Source organism: Burkholderia sp. Ax-1719, assembly GCF_011753055.1.
Taxonomy (GTDB): domain Bacteria; phylum Pseudomonadota; class Gammaproteobacteria; order Burkholderiales; family Burkholderiaceae; genus Paraburkholderia.
Map to the genome: position 1 here is coordinate 57,254 of NZ_VWWJ01000010.1, position 15,673 is coordinate 72,926.

Below are 15,673 nucleotides of genomic sequence, written 5' to 3' on the forward strand. Positions count from 1 at the left end.
AATGGGGGAAACCCGAGGTGCAGCCGTGACGGCCACGCGAGCGAAATCTGCGAAGGCGGCCAGCGCGCCTCCCGTGCCAGACATCGAGGAAAAAGAGGACCACCGCGTGCGCACCGGTGCAGTCCGGCGCGAGGCTACGCGGCGCAAGATGCTGGGCGCGGCGGTCAGCGTGTTTGCGCAGAAGGGACCGGATGCGGCCTCGATCGACGATTTCATCGCCGCGGCGGGGGTCGCGCGCGGCACGTTCTACAACTACTTCAAGACCACGGCGGAGTTACTGGACGCGGTGACGTCGGAGTTGAGCGACGAGGTGGTCGCGGCCATCGAGCTGTGTGTCGAGAAGATCGATAACCCGATCGAGCGGATCTGGATCGGCTGCCAGACCTATGTGCAGGTGGCGCTGATGCATCCCGAATGGGGCGCGTTCATCACGCGCACGGGCATTCGCGGCAACGCCAGTGGGCGCCTGACGGATATCTATCTGCCCCGCGATCTGGAGGCGGCGCGCACGCGCGGCATCGCGCATTTCGACAACACACGCGCGGCGAAGGATCTGGTGATCGGCGCGATTTATCAGAGCATCGAAACGGTGTTGTCGGGGGCCGCGCCGGGCGAACATCCGCGTGCGGTCATGAAACTCGCGCTCGGTGCGCTGGGTGTGAAGCCGGCGCTGCTCGCAGCGCTCGATGGTCGTGCGTTGCCGGATCTGGAATTGCCGGACGGGTTGAAATCGCTGGAAGCGGCGTCGGTGAAGGCGCGCGGATAAGTTTCTATCGAGAGGGCAAGCACGTATGTCGCAGCAGAAACCACCCGCCATTCTGAAGACCGATCGCCTGATCCTGCAGACGGTGGCAATCAGCGACGCGCCGGAACTGCTGCGATACCAGCTTGAAAACCGCGAGCATCTGCGTCCGTGGGAGCCCTTGCGCTCCGACGGGTACTACACCCTGGCGGCAATCGCGCAACGGATCGACAGCATGGTCCAGCAGATGGAGGCCGGAAACGCGCTGCATTTGCTGATCCGTCACGCGGGGCGCGAGACCGTGATCGGCGAGTGCAATTTCACGAATATCGTGCGTGGTCCCTTTCAGGCGTGCCATCTGGGATTTTCGATCGCGGCAAGCGAACAGGGTCAAGGGCTGATGGTTGAAGCCGTTGCGCATGCAATCGAATTCGTCTTCGAAACTTATGCGCTGCATCGCGTGATGGCGAACTACCGCCCGGAGAACATGCGTAGCGGGCAATTGCTGAAGCGTCTGGGGTTCGAGATCGAAGGCAAGGCGCGGGCCTATCTGAAGATCGACGGCCAATGGGCCGATCACGTGCTGACTTCGCGGATCAACGACAAGGTGTAGCGCCCGCTACGTTCAATTCAGCGCTCGCGCAGGGTCGACGCGCCCAGCACACCCCGCGCACTGGTAGTAGATCGTGAGCGGCTGCGGCTGGTTGCCGAGCGCCGCTTCCTCCTGCAACGCCAGGCGAATGCGTTCGAGCACACCGTCGTCCGCCATCGCATGACGGCGCTCGCAGTCGCGGCACACGACCTGATGGACCGTTTCGCCACCCGGCTTCTGTAACGACACATAAGCAGCGCGCGCGCCGGTCAGCCCCGCGACCCACTGGCGACTCACCACACCGGCCTTCTCGAACTCCACGAGCGTGCGATAGATCGTTGCCTTGCTCATGCTTTCGCGCTTCCGGATGATGTGGCGAAAGAGCGTTTCGCCATTCACCGGGCGGTCGAATTCGCTGAGCAGCGCGAGCACATGCAGCCGTGTCTTCGTCACGTTGAGCCCTTTCGAGCGCAGGAACGCGCACACGGCCGCGTCGGGCACGTCTGCGTTGTCCAGCTGGTCAAGGTGGTCAAGGTGGTCAAGGTGGTCGAGATCGTCGTCAGGGTCCTTCAATTTGGCTGTCTCCATGGCGCGCTTATGCATGTGTCGCTGGCTCAAAAGCGCTGAAATTGTAAATGCAAATCACTATCATTCGCAATGTGTATGCCTTTTGCATCGCGCACCATTCGCGTTAGCGCAATAGTGAAATCGCGCGGCGGCCGATTCTGTTCCCGCACGCACTTGCCTAGACTGGCTTTCATCACGGTCGATGCCGTGTTCTCAACCCAGTCGAGGAAGCCGTCACATGAAGCTGCACTACACACCGCTGTCCGGTCATGCGCATCGCGCGCAACTGTTTCTCGCGCTGCTCGGCGTCGAGCACGAACTCGTGCCGGTCGATCTCCCTGCAGGCGAGCACAAGTCGCCTGCCTTTCTGGCGCTGAACCGTTTTGGCCAGGTGCCGGTGCTCGAAGACGGCGAGATCGTGATCGCCGATTCGAACGCGATCCTCGTCTATCTGGCGAAGAAGTACCAACGCACTGACTGGCTGCCGGAAACGCCTTTGGGCGCGGCGCAGGTGCAGCGCTGGCTCTCGGTCGCGGCGGGCCAGATCGCGTATGGCGCATGCGCCGCGCGCCTCAATACCCTCTTCAACGCCACGTTCAACGCCGATGAAGTGATCGCCCGCGCCCACGCGAGCCTGGCCGTTATCGACGCCGAACTGGCGCAGCGCGAATGGATCGCGGCCGCGCATCCGACCATCGCCGATGTCGCGCTGTACAGCTATATCGCCAACGCGCCCGAAGGCAACGTCGATACCAGCGCGTACCGCCACATCGCTGCGTGGCTCAAGCGTGTCGAAGCCCTGCCGCGTTTCGTGCCGTTCCCGCAAAGCCGCGTGGGCTTGCGCGCCTGATAGTGACGCACCCAGTCGCCGCTCGCCGAAGGACATCCGATCATGGACACCGCAACCGCTTCTACCGCTGCTTCCCCTGTTACTGCGCCCTCACCGTGGCATGCGGGAGAACTGGCAATGCAACGCGCCGCCGGTGTCGAGCAGCGGATGGACGCGGTGGGGCGGCGCAATCTGCGCGATCATCTGATCGAGCAACATCGGCAGTTCTATCCGCAACTGCCGTTCGTGGTGTTGGGCGCAGTCGATCCTGCCGGCGATGTATGGGCCACGGTGCGCGCGCATCGGCCCGGTTTTCTGCATGCGCCGGACGCAAAACATCTGCACGTGGCGCTCGATCACGACCCGGACGATCCCGCTGATGCCGGCATGCACGACGGCGCGGCCATCGCGCTGCTCGGCATCGAATTGCCCACTCGCCGACGCAACCGCCTCAATGGCACCGTGCAACGCGCGTCGCAGGACGGCAGCGAGAGCTTCGATCTGCTGGTCGAGCATAGCTACGGCAACTGCCCGCAATACATCTTCCAGCGCGACGCGAAGTTCGTGCGCGATCCCGATCTGCGCAGCGATATCGAACCCGTCGCGAGCGACCGGCTCGATGCGCGTGCGCGCGCCATCGTCGAACGCGCCGATTCGTTTTTCGTCGCTACCTATGTGGATCGCGATGACGGTCATCGTCAGGTGGATGTTTCGCATCGCGGCGGCAAGGCTGGCTTCGTGCGCGTGGACCCACAAGGCGTGTTCACGGTCCCGGATTTCGCCGGCAACCTGTTCTTCAATACGCTGGGCAATATTCTCGTCAATCCGCGCGCGGGCCTGGTGTTCGTCGATTACGCCACGGGCGATCTCCTGCAATTGACGGGCACTGCCGAAGTGTTGCTCGACTCGCCGGAAATCGCCGCATTTCAGGGCGCGGAGCGCTTGTGGCGTTTCACGCCCCAACGCGTGATCTATCGCGCCGGTGCGCTGCCGCTGCGCTGGACCTCGCGCGCCAATGGCGCGTCGCCCAACGCGGCCTTGACGGGCGACTGGAACGAGACCGCCGAACGCATGAAGGCGGGTGCGCTTGCCAACGCATGGCGGCCATTCAAGGTGTCGCGCATCGCCGACGAGAGCCGCACGATCCGCTCGTTCTATCTGCAACCCGCCGACGATGCGGGCCTCGTTCGCCACGAAGCCGGACAACATCTGCCGATCCGCGTAACGCTGCCCGGCGATGCGAAGCCCACCATCCGCACGTACACGCTTTCGGTTGCGCCATCGGACGGTCAATACCGCATCAGCGTGAAGCGCGAAGGCCGCGTGTCCCGCCATCTGCATGACACTCTGAAGGTCGGCGATCGTATCGAAGCACGCGCGCCAGCGGGCGAATTCACGATCGATGCGCGCGCAACCAGACCGGCCGTGCTGCTTGCCGCTGGCGTGGGCGTCACGCCGATGCTCGCCATGCTGCGCCATCTCGTCTACGAAGGATTGCGCACCCGCCGCATTCGCCCGACGTGGTTTCTCTACGCGGCCCGCAACAAAGCCGATCGTGCCTTCGACGAAGAACTCCAGGCGCTCGTGCGCGCGGCGGGCGGCGCGGTCACGCTCGTCAACGTGCTGAGCGATTCGACCGATGCCTTATCGGGCGTCGACTATCAGGCGCTGGGCCGCATCGACATGGCCATGCTCGGCGAAGTCTTGCCGTTCAACGATTACGACTTCTACCTGTGCGGCCCCGGCGGCTTCATGCAGTCGATCTACGACGGCTTGCGCGGCCTGAATATCGCCGATCAACGCATTCATGCCGAAGCGTTCGGTCCCGCCGCGCTCAAGCGTCAGGCCGATCCCGGCGTACAACCGGCCACTCCTCCGCGCGCCGCTGCAAGCGTCGAAGTGCCGGTGCGTTTCGCGCGCGCCGCAAAAGACGCGCAATGGTCGCCTCAAGCGAGCGGCACGCTGCTGGACCTTGCCGAAGCAAACGGCCTCGCGCCCGAATTCAGCTGCCGCAGCGGCAGTTGCGGCACTTGCCGCACGCGCATTCTGGAAGGCGCGGTCGCCTATCCGGATCAGCCGCCTGCCGCCGCCGTAGGCGAACACGAGGCGCTGATCTGCTGCGCCGTGCCCGCCGCAAGCGACGACGACTCAACACCCAGGCTGGTGCTCGACCTGTAAGCGCATGGACCACGCGACGATGCTACCCCACTGTATACTGCGGGCACCTGTCACCTTTGTTCCGCCCTTGCGCGGACCCCGCGCTATGGACCGTCTGCAGGCGATGACCGCTTTCCTCTCGGTAGTGGACAACGGCGGTTTCGCCGCCGCGGCGCGCAAGCTCAAAGTCTCGCCTTCCGTCATCACGCGCATCGTCAGCGAACTCGAAGACACGCTGGGCGTACGACTTTTGACCCGCACCACGCGCATCGTGCGCGTGACCGAGGCGGGCGCGGGCTATGCCGATAGCTGCCGGCGCATTCTCAGCGATATCGAAGAAGCCGATCACGCCGTCGCGGGAAGCCTGGAGGTGCCGCGAGGACTCCTGAGCATTACCGCATCGGTATTGTTTGGGCGCATTTTCGTTACACCCATCGTGCTCGACTATCTGCGCACTTATGACGATGCCGATGTGCGCTGCTGGTTTCTCGACCGGCTGGTGAATCTGATCGACGAAGGTATCGACGTGGGCGTGCGGATCGGCGAACTGGCCGATTCGTCGATGCAAGCCGTGCGCGTGGGCAGCGTGCGACGCGTGGTGGTCGCTTCGCCGGATTACCTCGCAAAGCACGGCGTGCCCGCACGCCCCGACCAGCTCGACGGCCATGTGCTGATTACGGTGAGCGGCGCGTCGTCACTGCCCGAATGGCGCTTTGGCGCGGGCGCGCCCCGCATGACGGCACAAAAGCGCGCGCGCCTTTCCACCACCACCAACGATTCCGCCATCAGCGCCGCTGCCGACGGCTTCGGCCTCACTCAGGCGCTCTCCTATCAGGTCGCGCAGCAGCTCGAAGCCGGCCGCCTGCAGATCGTGATGGCCGATTACGAGCCGCAGCCGCTGCCAATTCACGTGCTGCACCGCGAAGGCCGCCACGCCACCCGCAAGGTGCGGGCGTTTCTCGATCTGGCGATCGAGCGTCTGCGCGCGAATGCCTCGCTCAATCCCTAGACACTCGCTTCACACTGCATCATCGGAGATGCCATGTCGTCCAACACCATGAAAGCCACGCTGCTGGCCGCGCCCAATGCGCCCTTCGCGCTCACCGACGTACCACGCCCTCGCGCCGCCGCAGGCGAAGTCCTCGTGCGCATTCACGCAAGCGCGGTGAATCCGCTCGACACCAAAATCCGGCGCGGCGCGGCCGGGCACGCGCAACACCCGCTGCCGGCCATTCTCGGCATCGACACGGCGGGCGAAGTCGTGGAAGTCGGCGAAGGTGTCACGGCGTTTCAATTGGGCGACAAGGTGTACGGCATGACTGGCGGAGTCGGCGGCGTGCAAGGCTCACTTGCGGAATCCGCGGCCGTCGATGCGCGCCTGCTCGCGCCCGCGCCTTCGACGCTGAGCCTGCGCGAAGCCGCTACATTGCCGCTGGCGTTCATCACGGCATGGGAAGGACTGGTCGATCGTGCACGCGTGCAGCCCGGTCAGACTGTGCTCGTATTGGGCGGCACGGGCGCGGTTGGCCAGGCCGCGATCCAGCTCGCGAAGGCGCTGGGCGCGCAGGTATTCGCCACGGCGGGCGCAGCGCGTCGCGCGAATGTAGAACGATTCGGCATCCAAAGTATTGATAGCGCGACCGTCGATATAAAAGATATCGTTGCGCGCTACACGGACGGACGCGGCTTCGACGTGGTCTACGACACCGCGGGCGGCGAAAGCCTCGACCGCGCGTTTCATGCGGTCGCGCGCTTCGGCCACGTGGTCAGCGCGCTAGGCTGGGGCACGCATGCGCTCGCGCCGCTGTCATTCCGCGCGGCCAGCTATTCGGGCGTGTTCACCCTGCTGCCCTTGCTAACCGGCGAAGGCCGCGCCGCGCATGGCGAGATCCTGCGCGAGATCGGCAAGCTCGCCGAACAGGGCAAGATCGATGTCACGCTCGACGCGCGCCGCTTCACGCTGGCGAATGTCGACGATGCGCATGCACTGGTGGAAACACGCCAGGCCGAGGGCAAGGTCGTTGTCGATATCGACGTCTAGCAACTCACCGGGCAATGCGCAATGCGCTAGGCCGCGAGATCGAATTCGATGCGGATGCCGCCCGGCTCGTACACCATCATGTGCCGTTTCGGGCCTTTGCCCAGCAGCTCCGGCCCAAACTCCACGCGCGCGCCAGGCCAGTTCGACACACGCTCGAACAGCGTGGCGAACGCCGCTTCGCTGGCCGCGCGCAGCGCGAGGTGATGCAAGCCGATATTGGCCTTGCGATCGAAATCGACGCCCTTATCCGCGTCGGTGCGCTGCCAGAGCGTCACGAGCACATGACCGTCCGAGACGAAAATCGCCGGGTATTCGGGCCGCTCGCCCACCTTCTTCCAGCCCAGGCAGTCGATAAAGAATGCGCTAGTGGCCGCAAGATCCTTCGCGGTGAGTCCGACGTGATCAATGCCTGCGGTCAGCGTTTGCGTGCTCATGAACTGGCTCCTTTCGCCATGACGTGTGCTGGAACGAGGGAATTCAGACGCGGCGATTCATTCTGCCGAAGAAACGAGCGGCACTTCCAGCCCGACCTTCACCCGGCTCATGCTCACCAGCGTCTTGAAGCGCTTCACATTATTGTTCGAGAAGAATAGCTGGCGCGTGAGTTCCGTGTACTGGTCCATGTCGCGCACGGCCAGAATCAGCACGAAATCCCATTCTCCCGCCACGTAATAGCACTGCTGGACCTGCGGGCAGCGCGCGAATGTGCGCTTCATCGCGTCGAGCAGATCGATCTGTTCGCTCTCCACTTCCACGTTCGCCACCACCGTAATCGGGTGGCCGGTCTTCTCGGGCGAAACGATGGCCGCGTAGCGGTCGATCACGCCCTCGTCCGCAAGCCGACGCAGCCGTCGATTAACAGCCGCTGTCGAGAGATTCACGCGTGCGCCCAGTTCGCTCTGCGGAGTCTGGGCGTCGCGCTGCACCTCCATTAGAAGTTTGCAATCGAAGGCGTCGAGTTCGGTCGCCATAACGCTGGCCTCTGGAGAAACGAGATTTTTTTGCAGGAAACCCCGCGATTATGCGATTTTTTCACGGCACCTGCGCAATATGATTTCAGCACTGAGGGCGCGTGCTGCGCCTCCCATCCTTATCGGGCCTTGCTGCCCAGGAGTGCTGCTTCATGTCGACTGCGATGTTCGTTGCCAATCCCCGCGCGCTGCGCGCCCCGTATCCCGACGCGCTCGCGCGCATTCTCAACGTCGCCGCCGGCGATGAAAGCCGCGCGTGGCTTTCGCATTGGGAGGCAATCAGCGCGCAGCCCACTCCGCTCGTCGAACTGCCGGGCGCGGCGGCACAACTCGGCGTCGCGCAGGTGAGCGTAAAGGACGAATCGTTCCGCTCGCCGCTGGGCAGTTTCAAGGCGCTGGGCGCGCCGATCGCGCTGATGCGCCTTATTCTGCGCCTGTGGCCCGAGCACACGCTCGATCCGCAGGCGCTGATTCAAGGCCGCTATCGCGAGATGCTCACGCATCTCACCGTCATCAGCGCAACCGACGGCAACCACGGCAAGGCGCTCGCTGCCGCCGCGCAGTCGATCGGCTGCGAGTGCGTGATCGTGCTGCACGCCAACGTGAGCGTCGAGCGCGAGCAGGCCATCGCCGCCTACGGCGCGCGCATCGTGCGCATCGCGGGGAATTACGACGAATCGGTCGAGCACGCGGCGAAGCTTGCGCGCGACAATGGCTGGCACGTGGTCTCCGATACCTCGTACGAAGGCTATGAAGCGATCCCGCGCGACGTGATGCAGGGCTACGGCGCGATTGCAGCCGAAATCGTCGAACAGACACGCGACACCGCCTTCACGCATGTCTTTCTGCAAGGTGGCGTGGGCGGCCTCGCCGCGGGTGTTGCCAGCTATCTGTGGGAGATTTACGGCGACGCGCGGCCGCGCTTTATCGTGGTCGAGCCGCGCCAGGCCGATTGCCTCTATCAAAGCGCACTCGCGGGCCGCGCGGAAAAGGCGACCGGCTCGGTCGATTCGGTGATGGCGGGACTGGCGTGCGGCGAAACCTCGCCGCTCGCGTGGCAGATTCTTGAGGCATGCGTGGACGATTTCATGCTGATCGAAGACGACGACGCGGTCGCTGCAATGCGTACATTAGCGGCAGGCGAAAACGGCGACGTGCCGCTGGTTTCCGGCGAATCAGGCGCAGCAGGTTTCGCCGGGCTCGCAAAACTCATAGGCGATGCGGAACTCGCTCGCGCCGCCGGTCTGAACGCGCAATCACGCGTGCTGGTCATCAGCACCGAAGGCGCGACTGCGCCCGGCGTCTACGCAACACTCGTGGGCGAAGCCGCCGAAGCAGTGGCCGCGCGCCGCGACGAACGCCTCGCCGTAGTTGCACCGTAACGCCCAGAACAAGGACACGCTCATGGAAAGCACGCTGCAAGGCCAACTCAAAAGCTGGCGTCATCACCTGCATCAGCGGCCCGAAACGGGCTTCGAGGAAGTCGATACTTCCGCCTTTGTTGCGAACATCCTCACGACGCTGGGGCTGGAAGTGGCGCGCGGCATCGGCGGCACCGGGCTGGTGGCGACGCTGCGCGTGGGCAGCAGCCCGCGCGTCATCGGCCTGCGCGCCGATATGGATGCGCTCAATATCGCCGAACACGCACCGGGCCGCGCGCACGCCTCGCTCAACGCGGGCAAGATGCACGCCTGCGGGCACGACGGCCATATGTCGATGATCCTCGGCGCGGCGCGCCTGCTGGCCGAGCGGCGCGACTTCGACGGCACGGTGCGTTTCATCTTCCAGCCCGCCGAAGAACACGGACGCGGCGCCAAGGCGATGATGGCCGACGGCCTGTTCGAACGCTTTCCCGTGGATGCGATCTTCGGCGCACACAATATGCCGGGCATGCGCGCGGGCACGTTCGCCACGCGCGCGGGCGGCATCATGGCCAGCGAAGATAACTTCGTTATCCATATCAAGGCGCGCGGTACGCACGCCGCGCGACCGCATATGGGGATCGATCCGATTGTGATCGCCTCGCAGATCGTGCTTGCGCTGCAGACCATTGTGTCGCGCAATCTTGATCCAGGTCTGCAGGCCGTGATCTCGTGCACGGAGTTCATCACGGACGGCATCCGCAACGTCATTCCCTCCAACGTCACGATCAAGGGCGACACGCGCAGCTATGCGAAGGACGTCCAGACGTTGCTGGAAACGCGCATGCGCGAGATCAGCGAAGGCATTTGCCGCATGCATGGCGCGGAATGTCACTTCGAATATACGCATGAATTTGCGCCTACGGTCAATTCACCAGAGTATGTCGATCTCGCCGTGAAGGCGGCACAGAACGTTGCAGGCGCAACCGCTGTCGATGCAAACGTTCAGCCGATGATGATCTCCGAGGACTTTGGCGCGTTTTTGCAGGCCGTGCCCGGCAATTTCATCTTTATCGGCAATGGCGAAACCAATGCGCACGGCGGCGTGCCGCTGCACAACGCCACCTACGATTTCAACGACGACATTCTGGAAACCGGCGCGCGTTACTTCGCGGAAATCGTACGGCTCGCACTGCCGCGCAGTTGAGCCGCCTACGCCCCTCCACCTACGATAGACAGCAGATGAATACCGATACGACCTTGCATATCAACGGCGCGCGCCTGATCCAGCAACTCCAGCAACTGGGCGAAATCGGCGCGGATCATGAAGCGGGCGGACGCACCCGCATCGCGCTGACCGACGCCGAACGCGCGGGCCGCGATCAGGTGGCGGCGTGGATGCGCGAACTCGATCTCGACGTGCGCGTCGACCGCATTGGCAATCTGTTCGGCACGCTGCGCGCCGAAGCTGACAATGGCGACGGCACGCACCAGCCGCTGATGATGGGTTCGCATATCGACACCGTGAAGAATGCGGGCGCGCTCGACGGCTGCTATGGCGTGCTGGCCGGGCTTGCAGTGGCGCGCGCGTTCCGCGAAGCCGGCGTGAAGCCGCGCCGCTCGATTACCATCGGCGCGTTCACCAATGAGGAAGGCGTGCGTTATCAGCCGGATATGATGGGATCACTGGTGTACGCAGGCGGTCTCGATGTGGAAACGGCGCTTGCGACCGTGGGTATCGACGGCACGCGGCTGGGCGACGAGCTGGCGCGCATTGGCTATGCGGGCGATCTGGAGCCAGGCGCGATCGTGCCGCACGAATACGTCGAACTGCATATCGAGCAAGGGCCGATACTCGAAGCCGAGCAGATCCAGATTGGCGTGGTCGAAAACCTTCAGGGCATTTCCTGGCAGCAGATCACGGTGCAGGGCAACGCGAATCACGCGGGCACCACACCCACGCATCTACGCCATGACGCAGGCTGGGTGGCCGCCGCCACCATCGCGTTCCTGCGCGAGCTTGCCGTGACGTCAGGCACGACGCTCGCGACAACGGGCATGCTGCGTATCGAGCCGAACGTCATCAACGTGATTCCGCGCAAGGCGGTTTTTACCGTGGATTTGCGCGATCCCGATGAACAGCGGCTGCAGGATGCGGAGCAAAAGCTCGCCGCGTTCCTCGATCAGATTGCGGAGAAAGAAGGGGTTTCGGTCAGCGCCGAGCGTCTGGTGCGTTTCGAGCCGGTGGTGTTCGATGCGGGCATTGCCGCGACGATTGAGGCGTCGGCGCAAGCGCTGGGGTTTTCGCATCGGCGTATGACGTCCGGTGCCGGTCACGATGCGCAGATGATTGCGCGCATTGCGCCTGCCGCGATGATTTTCGTACCGAGCCGTGGCGGCATCAGCCACAACCCACGCGAACATACCGACGATGAGCAGTTGATCGACGGCGCGCGGGTGCTGCTCGATGTGGTGTTGCGGCGGCTCTCCGTGAACTGATTCGCCATCCTTATCGAATTCTTCCCACGAATCCGCCATATCGGCTGCTGATGTGCGTTATTGCACAAAGGCGGCCAATCGGCGCGCCTCCTCTTGTTATAATCCTCTCATCCACATGCCATAAAACGCGCTTCGCGCCGCATTCAGTCCCTCAGGACTTCCATGCTGAAATCTGAACGTCTTTCCGCACTCGCCGACGCCATCGCTCAACACAAGGTCGTGCATCTGCGCGATGCAGCCGCGCTGCTGGGCGTATCGGAAATGACGGTACGCCGCGATATCGCCGCCAGCGACCAATTCACCTATCTGCGCGGCTATATCGTCAGCGCGACCGACGTGCAGAACGGCGCGGGCTATTCGCTGGAGCAGGAAAAGGATCATTTCGCGCAGGCCAAGGCCGAAGCCTCTGCCATTGCAGCGAAACTGATCGACGATAACGATACCCTCTTCGTCGATTGCGGCACGACGCTCACCACGCTCGCGCGTCTGATTCCCGCCGATCTTCATGTGACCGTCGTGTGTTATTCGCTGAATGTCGCGGAGATCCTGCGCCGCAAGCCCAATGTCCGGATGATGCTGCTAGGCGGCCTCTATGTTCCCGCGTCCGATTCGTTTTCCGCTGACGAAACGCTCGATATCCTGCGCCGCATGGGCATCAACAAAGCCTTTATTTCGGCGGGCGGCGTGGATGAAACGCGCGGCGTGACCTGCTGGAATTTTCACGAAGTGGCCATCAAGCAGGCGGCGATGCAAAGCGCCGTGGAACGGCATCTGGTGATCGACAGCAGCAAGTTCGGCGTGGTGAAGGCGGCGCGTTTCTCGCAGATCGGCGAATTCGATTCGATCATCACCGAAAACGGCCAGACGCTGCGCGAGCGCGCGGTTTGAAGCGGCGGCACGCTCGCGCCACCGCATAGCTTCCAAGCCTTATTCCTGCGGATTCAGATAAAACGCTTCGGGCAGCAAGGCGTCGGCGCTCGTCACGCGCACATCGCCCTTGAGATTCACGAGGATCACTTCCAGCGCGGGCGTGCCCAGTTCGATCATCACCTGACGGCATGCGCCACACGGCGCGACCGGCCCATCGGTTTCCGCAACTACCGCCATCGTGGCAAAGTCACCCGGCCGATAGCCCGCAGCGATGGCCGAAAACAAGGCCGTGCGTTCCGCGCAATTGCACAGGCCATACGAGGCGTTTTCCACATTACAGCCGTGAAAGACCTTGCCGTCCTTCGTGCGCAGCGCGGCGCCTACCTTGAAGCGCGAATACGGCGCGTAGGCTTTTTCGCGGGCCGCTTTGGCGGCGTCGATCAGTGTCTGTGCTTCCATGTCCTTGTCCTTATCGTTGTCCTTTTCGTTTATCGATTCAGGAACGCGACGCCGTCAGCGAACGGTTCCAGTCCATACCAGTTGGCGAGACTCTGGCCGAGATCCGCGAACGAGCTGCGCACGCCCAGGCTGCCGGGCGCCACGCGCGCCCCATATGCCAGCAGCGGCACGTGTTCGCGCGTGTGATCGGAACCGGGCCAGGTGGGGTCGCAGCCGTGATCGGCGGTGAGAATCAGCACGTCGTCTTCACGCATGAGCGGATAAAGCTGCGGCAGCAGCGCGTCAAAGCGCTCCAGTTCCGTCGCGTAACCGGCCACATTGCGGCGATGCCCATAAAGCTGGTCGAAGTCGACGAGATTCGTCATCACTAGGCTCCCTACGGGCGCTTCGCGCACGGCGTCGAGCGTGGCGCGCCACAAGGCGTCAAGGCCATCGGCCTTGATCTTTTGCGTCACGCCCACGCCCGCGTAAATGTCCGAAATCTTGCCGATGGCGATCACTTCGCCGCCCGCTTTCGCGAGCTTTTCGAGCACGGTCGGCGCGGGCGGCGGCACGGCCAGATCGCGGCGATTGCCGGTGCGTTTGAAGTCGGCGCGGCTCGCGCCGGTGAACGGTCGCGCAATCACGCGGCAGATGTTGTAGCGGTCCACTTCCTCGCGCGCGATTTCGCACAGCGCGTACAGCCGCTCCAGCCCGAACGTCGCTTCATGGCAGGCGATCTGGAACACCGAATCAGCGGAGGTGTAGAAGATCGGCTTGCCCGTTGCGATGTGCTCTTCGCCCAGCGCGGTGATGATTTCCGTGCCCGACGCGTGGCAATCGCCAAGGTAACCCGGCAGGCCCGCGCGGCGCACGAGCGTGTCGAGCAGTTCGCGCGGGAACGTCTGCGTGGGCTGAGAGAAATAGCCCCAGTCGAAACGCACCGGCACGCCCGCCAGTTCCCAGTGCCCGGAAGGCGTGTCCTTGCCCGACGAGACCTCGCAGGCCGCGCCATACGCGCCCAGCAACGCGGGCTGCGCCGTCATGCCTTCGGGCAGCGTGCCCGTCGCCAGCTGGCTGGCGAGCGCGAGGCCGTGGCGCTCAAGATTCGGCACCTTGAGCGGGCCGCTGCGTTCGGCGGTCTCGCATTCGCCTTGCGCGCAGCGCTGCGCGATATGACCGAATGTGTTCGATCCCGTGTCGTTGAAGCGCGCGGCGTCGGGCGCCGCGCCTATGCCTAGCGAGTCCAGCACCAGTACGATTGCGCGCATGCAGGTCTCCCGCGCTCAATCGAGCAAGGCGTGAATCGTCGGCGGCAACTCGCCCGCCGCATCGCCAAGCGAATAGGCGCGCTGCACTTCGCTCACGGCGCGCTTTGCGGCGTCCTCATCGCGCGCGTGCACGACGCCGAGCGGCTGGCCCTCTTCCACGCGCTCGCCCAATTCGATCAGCGCCGACAAACCCACCGAATAATCGAGCGTATCGGTCGTTTTCATGCGCCCGCCGCCCAGTCCCACCACGGCGATGCCGAGCGCACGCGCATCCACGCGCGCCACCGCGCCGGCGCGAGGCGCGGGCACCGGCACGATCACGTTGGCGCGCGCCAGATGCGTGTGCGGACGCTCCAGCAGATCCGCCGGGCCGCCCAGCGCTTTCACCATGCGCGCAAAACGCTCCGCCGCCGCGCCCGATTCCAGCACCGCCAGCAGGCGAGCGTGCGCATCGGCCTCGTCTTTCGCGAGCTTGCCGATGATGAGCATCTGCGCCGCCAGCGCCATCGTCACGTCATGCAGTCGCTGCGGGCGCGATTTGCCGGTCAGATAGTCGATCGCGCAGGCCACTTCCAGCGCGTTGCCTGCACAGGGCGCGAGCGACTGGCTCATGTCGGTCAGCGTGGCCGTGGTCTTCATGCCCGCGCCGTTGCCGACATCGACGATACTGCGCGCCAGTTCGACCGATTTTTCGTAGGTCGGCATGAACGCGCCCGAGCCCACCTTGACGTCCATCGCCAGGCCGTCGAGTCCCGCCGAGAGCTTCTTCGAGAGAATCGACGCGGTGATCATCGACACCGATTCGACCGTGGCCGTCACGTCGCGCACCGCGTAGATGCGCTTGTCAGCGGGCGCGAGGCGCGCGGTCTGGCCGATGATCGCCACGCCCACTTCCTTCACCACGCGGCGGAACGTGTCCGTATCCGGCGCGACGTTGTAGCCTGGAATCGATTCGAACTTGTCGAGCGTGCCGCCCGTATGGCCGAGACCGCGCCCCGAGATCATCGGCACATAGCCGCCGCAGGCGGCCACCATCGGCCCGAGCAGCAGCGAAGTCAGATCGCCGACGCCGCCAGTCGAGTGTTTATCGACGACCGGGCCGTTCAGATTGAGTGCACGCCAGTCGAGCACGTCGCCGGAATCGCGCTGCGCGAGCGTGAGCGCCACGCGCGCGTCGATCGGCAATTCGTTGAAATAGACCGCCATTGCGAAGGCGGCGATCTGGCCTTCGGTCACATGACCGCTCGTCACGCCTTCGACGAATTGCGCGATTTCCTGCTTGTCGAGCGGCTGGCGATCGCGCACCTTGCGCACGAATTCCTGGGGCAGAAACAT

Annotated in this window: 16 protein-coding genes; 10 read left to right on the forward strand and 6 right to left on the reverse strand. The window is 64.1% G+C overall.

All coding sequences use genetic code 11. The annotated features are described in order from the left end of the window. Nucleotides 1-25: 25 nt before the first annotated feature. Entirely contained in the window at nt 26-766 is a 741-nt protein-coding gene (locus F3J17_RS19040) for a TetR/AcrR family transcriptional regulator (RefSeq protein ID WP_167061962.1), read from the forward strand. Nucleotides 767-791: 25 nt separating this feature from the next. Then, a complete protein-coding gene (locus F3J17_RS19045) occupies nt 792-1,355 on the forward strand; it encodes a GNAT family N-acetyltransferase (protein WP_167061964.1) in 564 nt (187 codons plus the stop codon). A gap of 12 nt (nt 1,356-1,367) precedes the next feature. Here the strand turns inward: F3J17_RS19045 and F3J17_RS19050 are convergent, their stop codons facing one another. Next, a complete protein-coding gene (locus F3J17_RS19050) occupies nt 1,368-1,922 on the reverse strand; it encodes a transcriptional repressor (RefSeq protein ID WP_167061967.1) in 555 nt (184 codons plus the stop codon). 217 nt (nt 1,923-2,139) lie between these two features. Here F3J17_RS19050 and F3J17_RS19055 point away from each other — a divergent pair, with 217 nt between their 5' ends. From F3J17_RS19055 to F3J17_RS19070, 4 genes are all read left to right on the forward strand, one after another. After that, nucleotides 2,140-2,751: a glutathione S-transferase gene (locus tag F3J17_RS19055; RefSeq protein ID WP_167061970.1), complete on the forward strand. Its 612-nt coding sequence runs from the start codon at nt 2,140-2,142 to the stop codon at nt 2,749-2,751. Nucleotides 2,752-2,793: 42 nt separating this feature from the next. Further along, entirely contained in the window at nt 2,794-4,908 is a 2,115-nt protein-coding gene (locus F3J17_RS19060; protein WP_167061973.1) for a pyridoxamine 5'-phosphate oxidase family protein, read from the forward strand. A gap of 85 nt (nt 4,909-4,993) precedes the next feature. Beyond that, on the forward strand, nt 4,994-5,896 hold the full coding sequence (locus F3J17_RS19065) for a LysR family transcriptional regulator (RefSeq protein WP_167061976.1): 903 nt from the start codon (nt 4,994-4,996) through the stop codon (nt 5,894-5,896). A 33-nt stretch (nt 5,897-5,929) separates the two neighbouring features. Beyond that, complete coding sequence (locus F3J17_RS19070; RefSeq protein ID WP_205194863.1) at nt 5,930-6,928, forward strand: zinc-dependent alcohol dehydrogenase family protein; 999 nt, start codon at nt 5,930-5,932, stop codon at nt 6,926-6,928. Between the two features lie 26 nt (nt 6,929-6,954). On the opposite strand, the gene F3J17_RS19075 is transcribed toward F3J17_RS19070, so the two are convergent. Both F3J17_RS19075 and F3J17_RS19080 read right to left on the reverse strand, forming a co-directional pair. Next, a complete protein-coding gene (locus tag F3J17_RS19075) occupies nt 6,955-7,362 on the reverse strand; it encodes a VOC family protein (RefSeq protein WP_167061979.1) in 408 nt (135 codons plus the stop codon). Nucleotides 7,363-7,419: 57 nt separating this feature from the next. Further along, nucleotides 7,420-7,899, reverse strand: a complete 480-nt coding sequence (locus F3J17_RS19080; RefSeq protein WP_167061980.1) for an Lrp/AsnC family transcriptional regulator — start codon at nt 7,897-7,899, stop codon at nt 7,420-7,422. A 164-nt stretch (nt 7,900-8,063) separates the two neighbouring features. Here F3J17_RS19080 and F3J17_RS19085 point away from each other — a divergent pair, with 164 nt between their 5' ends. The 4 genes from F3J17_RS19085 (at nt 8,064) to F3J17_RS19100 (ending at nt 12,647) form a co-directional block, all read left to right on the forward strand. After that, a complete protein-coding gene (locus F3J17_RS19085; protein WP_167062317.1) occupies nt 8,064-9,281 on the forward strand; it encodes a diaminopropionate ammonia-lyase in 1,218 nt (405 codons plus the stop codon). A 22-nt stretch (nt 9,282-9,303) separates the two neighbouring features. Next, on the forward strand, nt 9,304-10,467 hold the full coding sequence (locus F3J17_RS19090; RefSeq protein WP_167061994.1) for a M20 aminoacylase family protein: 1,164 nt from the start codon (nt 9,304-9,306) through the stop codon (nt 10,465-10,467). A gap of 35 nt (nt 10,468-10,502) precedes the next feature. Then, on the forward strand, nt 10,503-11,759 hold the full coding sequence (locus tag F3J17_RS19095) for a Zn-dependent hydrolase (protein WP_167061997.1): 1,257 nt from the start codon (nt 10,503-10,505) through the stop codon (nt 11,757-11,759). Nucleotides 11,760-11,921: 162 nt separating this feature from the next. Further along, a complete protein-coding gene (locus F3J17_RS19100) occupies nt 11,922-12,647 on the forward strand; it encodes a DeoR/GlpR family DNA-binding transcription regulator (RefSeq protein WP_167062000.1) in 726 nt (241 codons plus the stop codon). A gap of 39 nt (nt 12,648-12,686) precedes the next feature. Here the strand turns inward: F3J17_RS19100 and cdd are convergent, their stop codons facing one another. Genes cdd through deoA form a run of 3 tightly spaced genes read right to left on the reverse strand, consistent with a single transcriptional unit; the run spans nt 12,687 to nt 15,673 of the window. Next, nucleotides 12,687-13,088, reverse strand: a complete 402-nt coding sequence (gene cdd, locus F3J17_RS19105) for a cytidine deaminase (RefSeq protein ID WP_167062003.1) — start codon at nt 13,086-13,088, stop codon at nt 12,687-12,689. 29 nt (nt 13,089-13,117) lie between these two features. Further along, a complete protein-coding gene (locus F3J17_RS19110) occupies nt 13,118-14,338 on the reverse strand; it encodes a phosphopentomutase (RefSeq protein ID WP_167062006.1) in 1,221 nt (406 codons plus the stop codon). Between the two features lie 15 nt (nt 14,339-14,353). Continuing rightward, nucleotides 14,354-15,673, reverse strand: coding sequence for a thymidine phosphorylase (deoA, locus tag F3J17_RS19115; protein ID WP_167062009.1), 1,320 nt, complete (start codon nt 15,671-15,673; stop codon nt 14,354-14,356).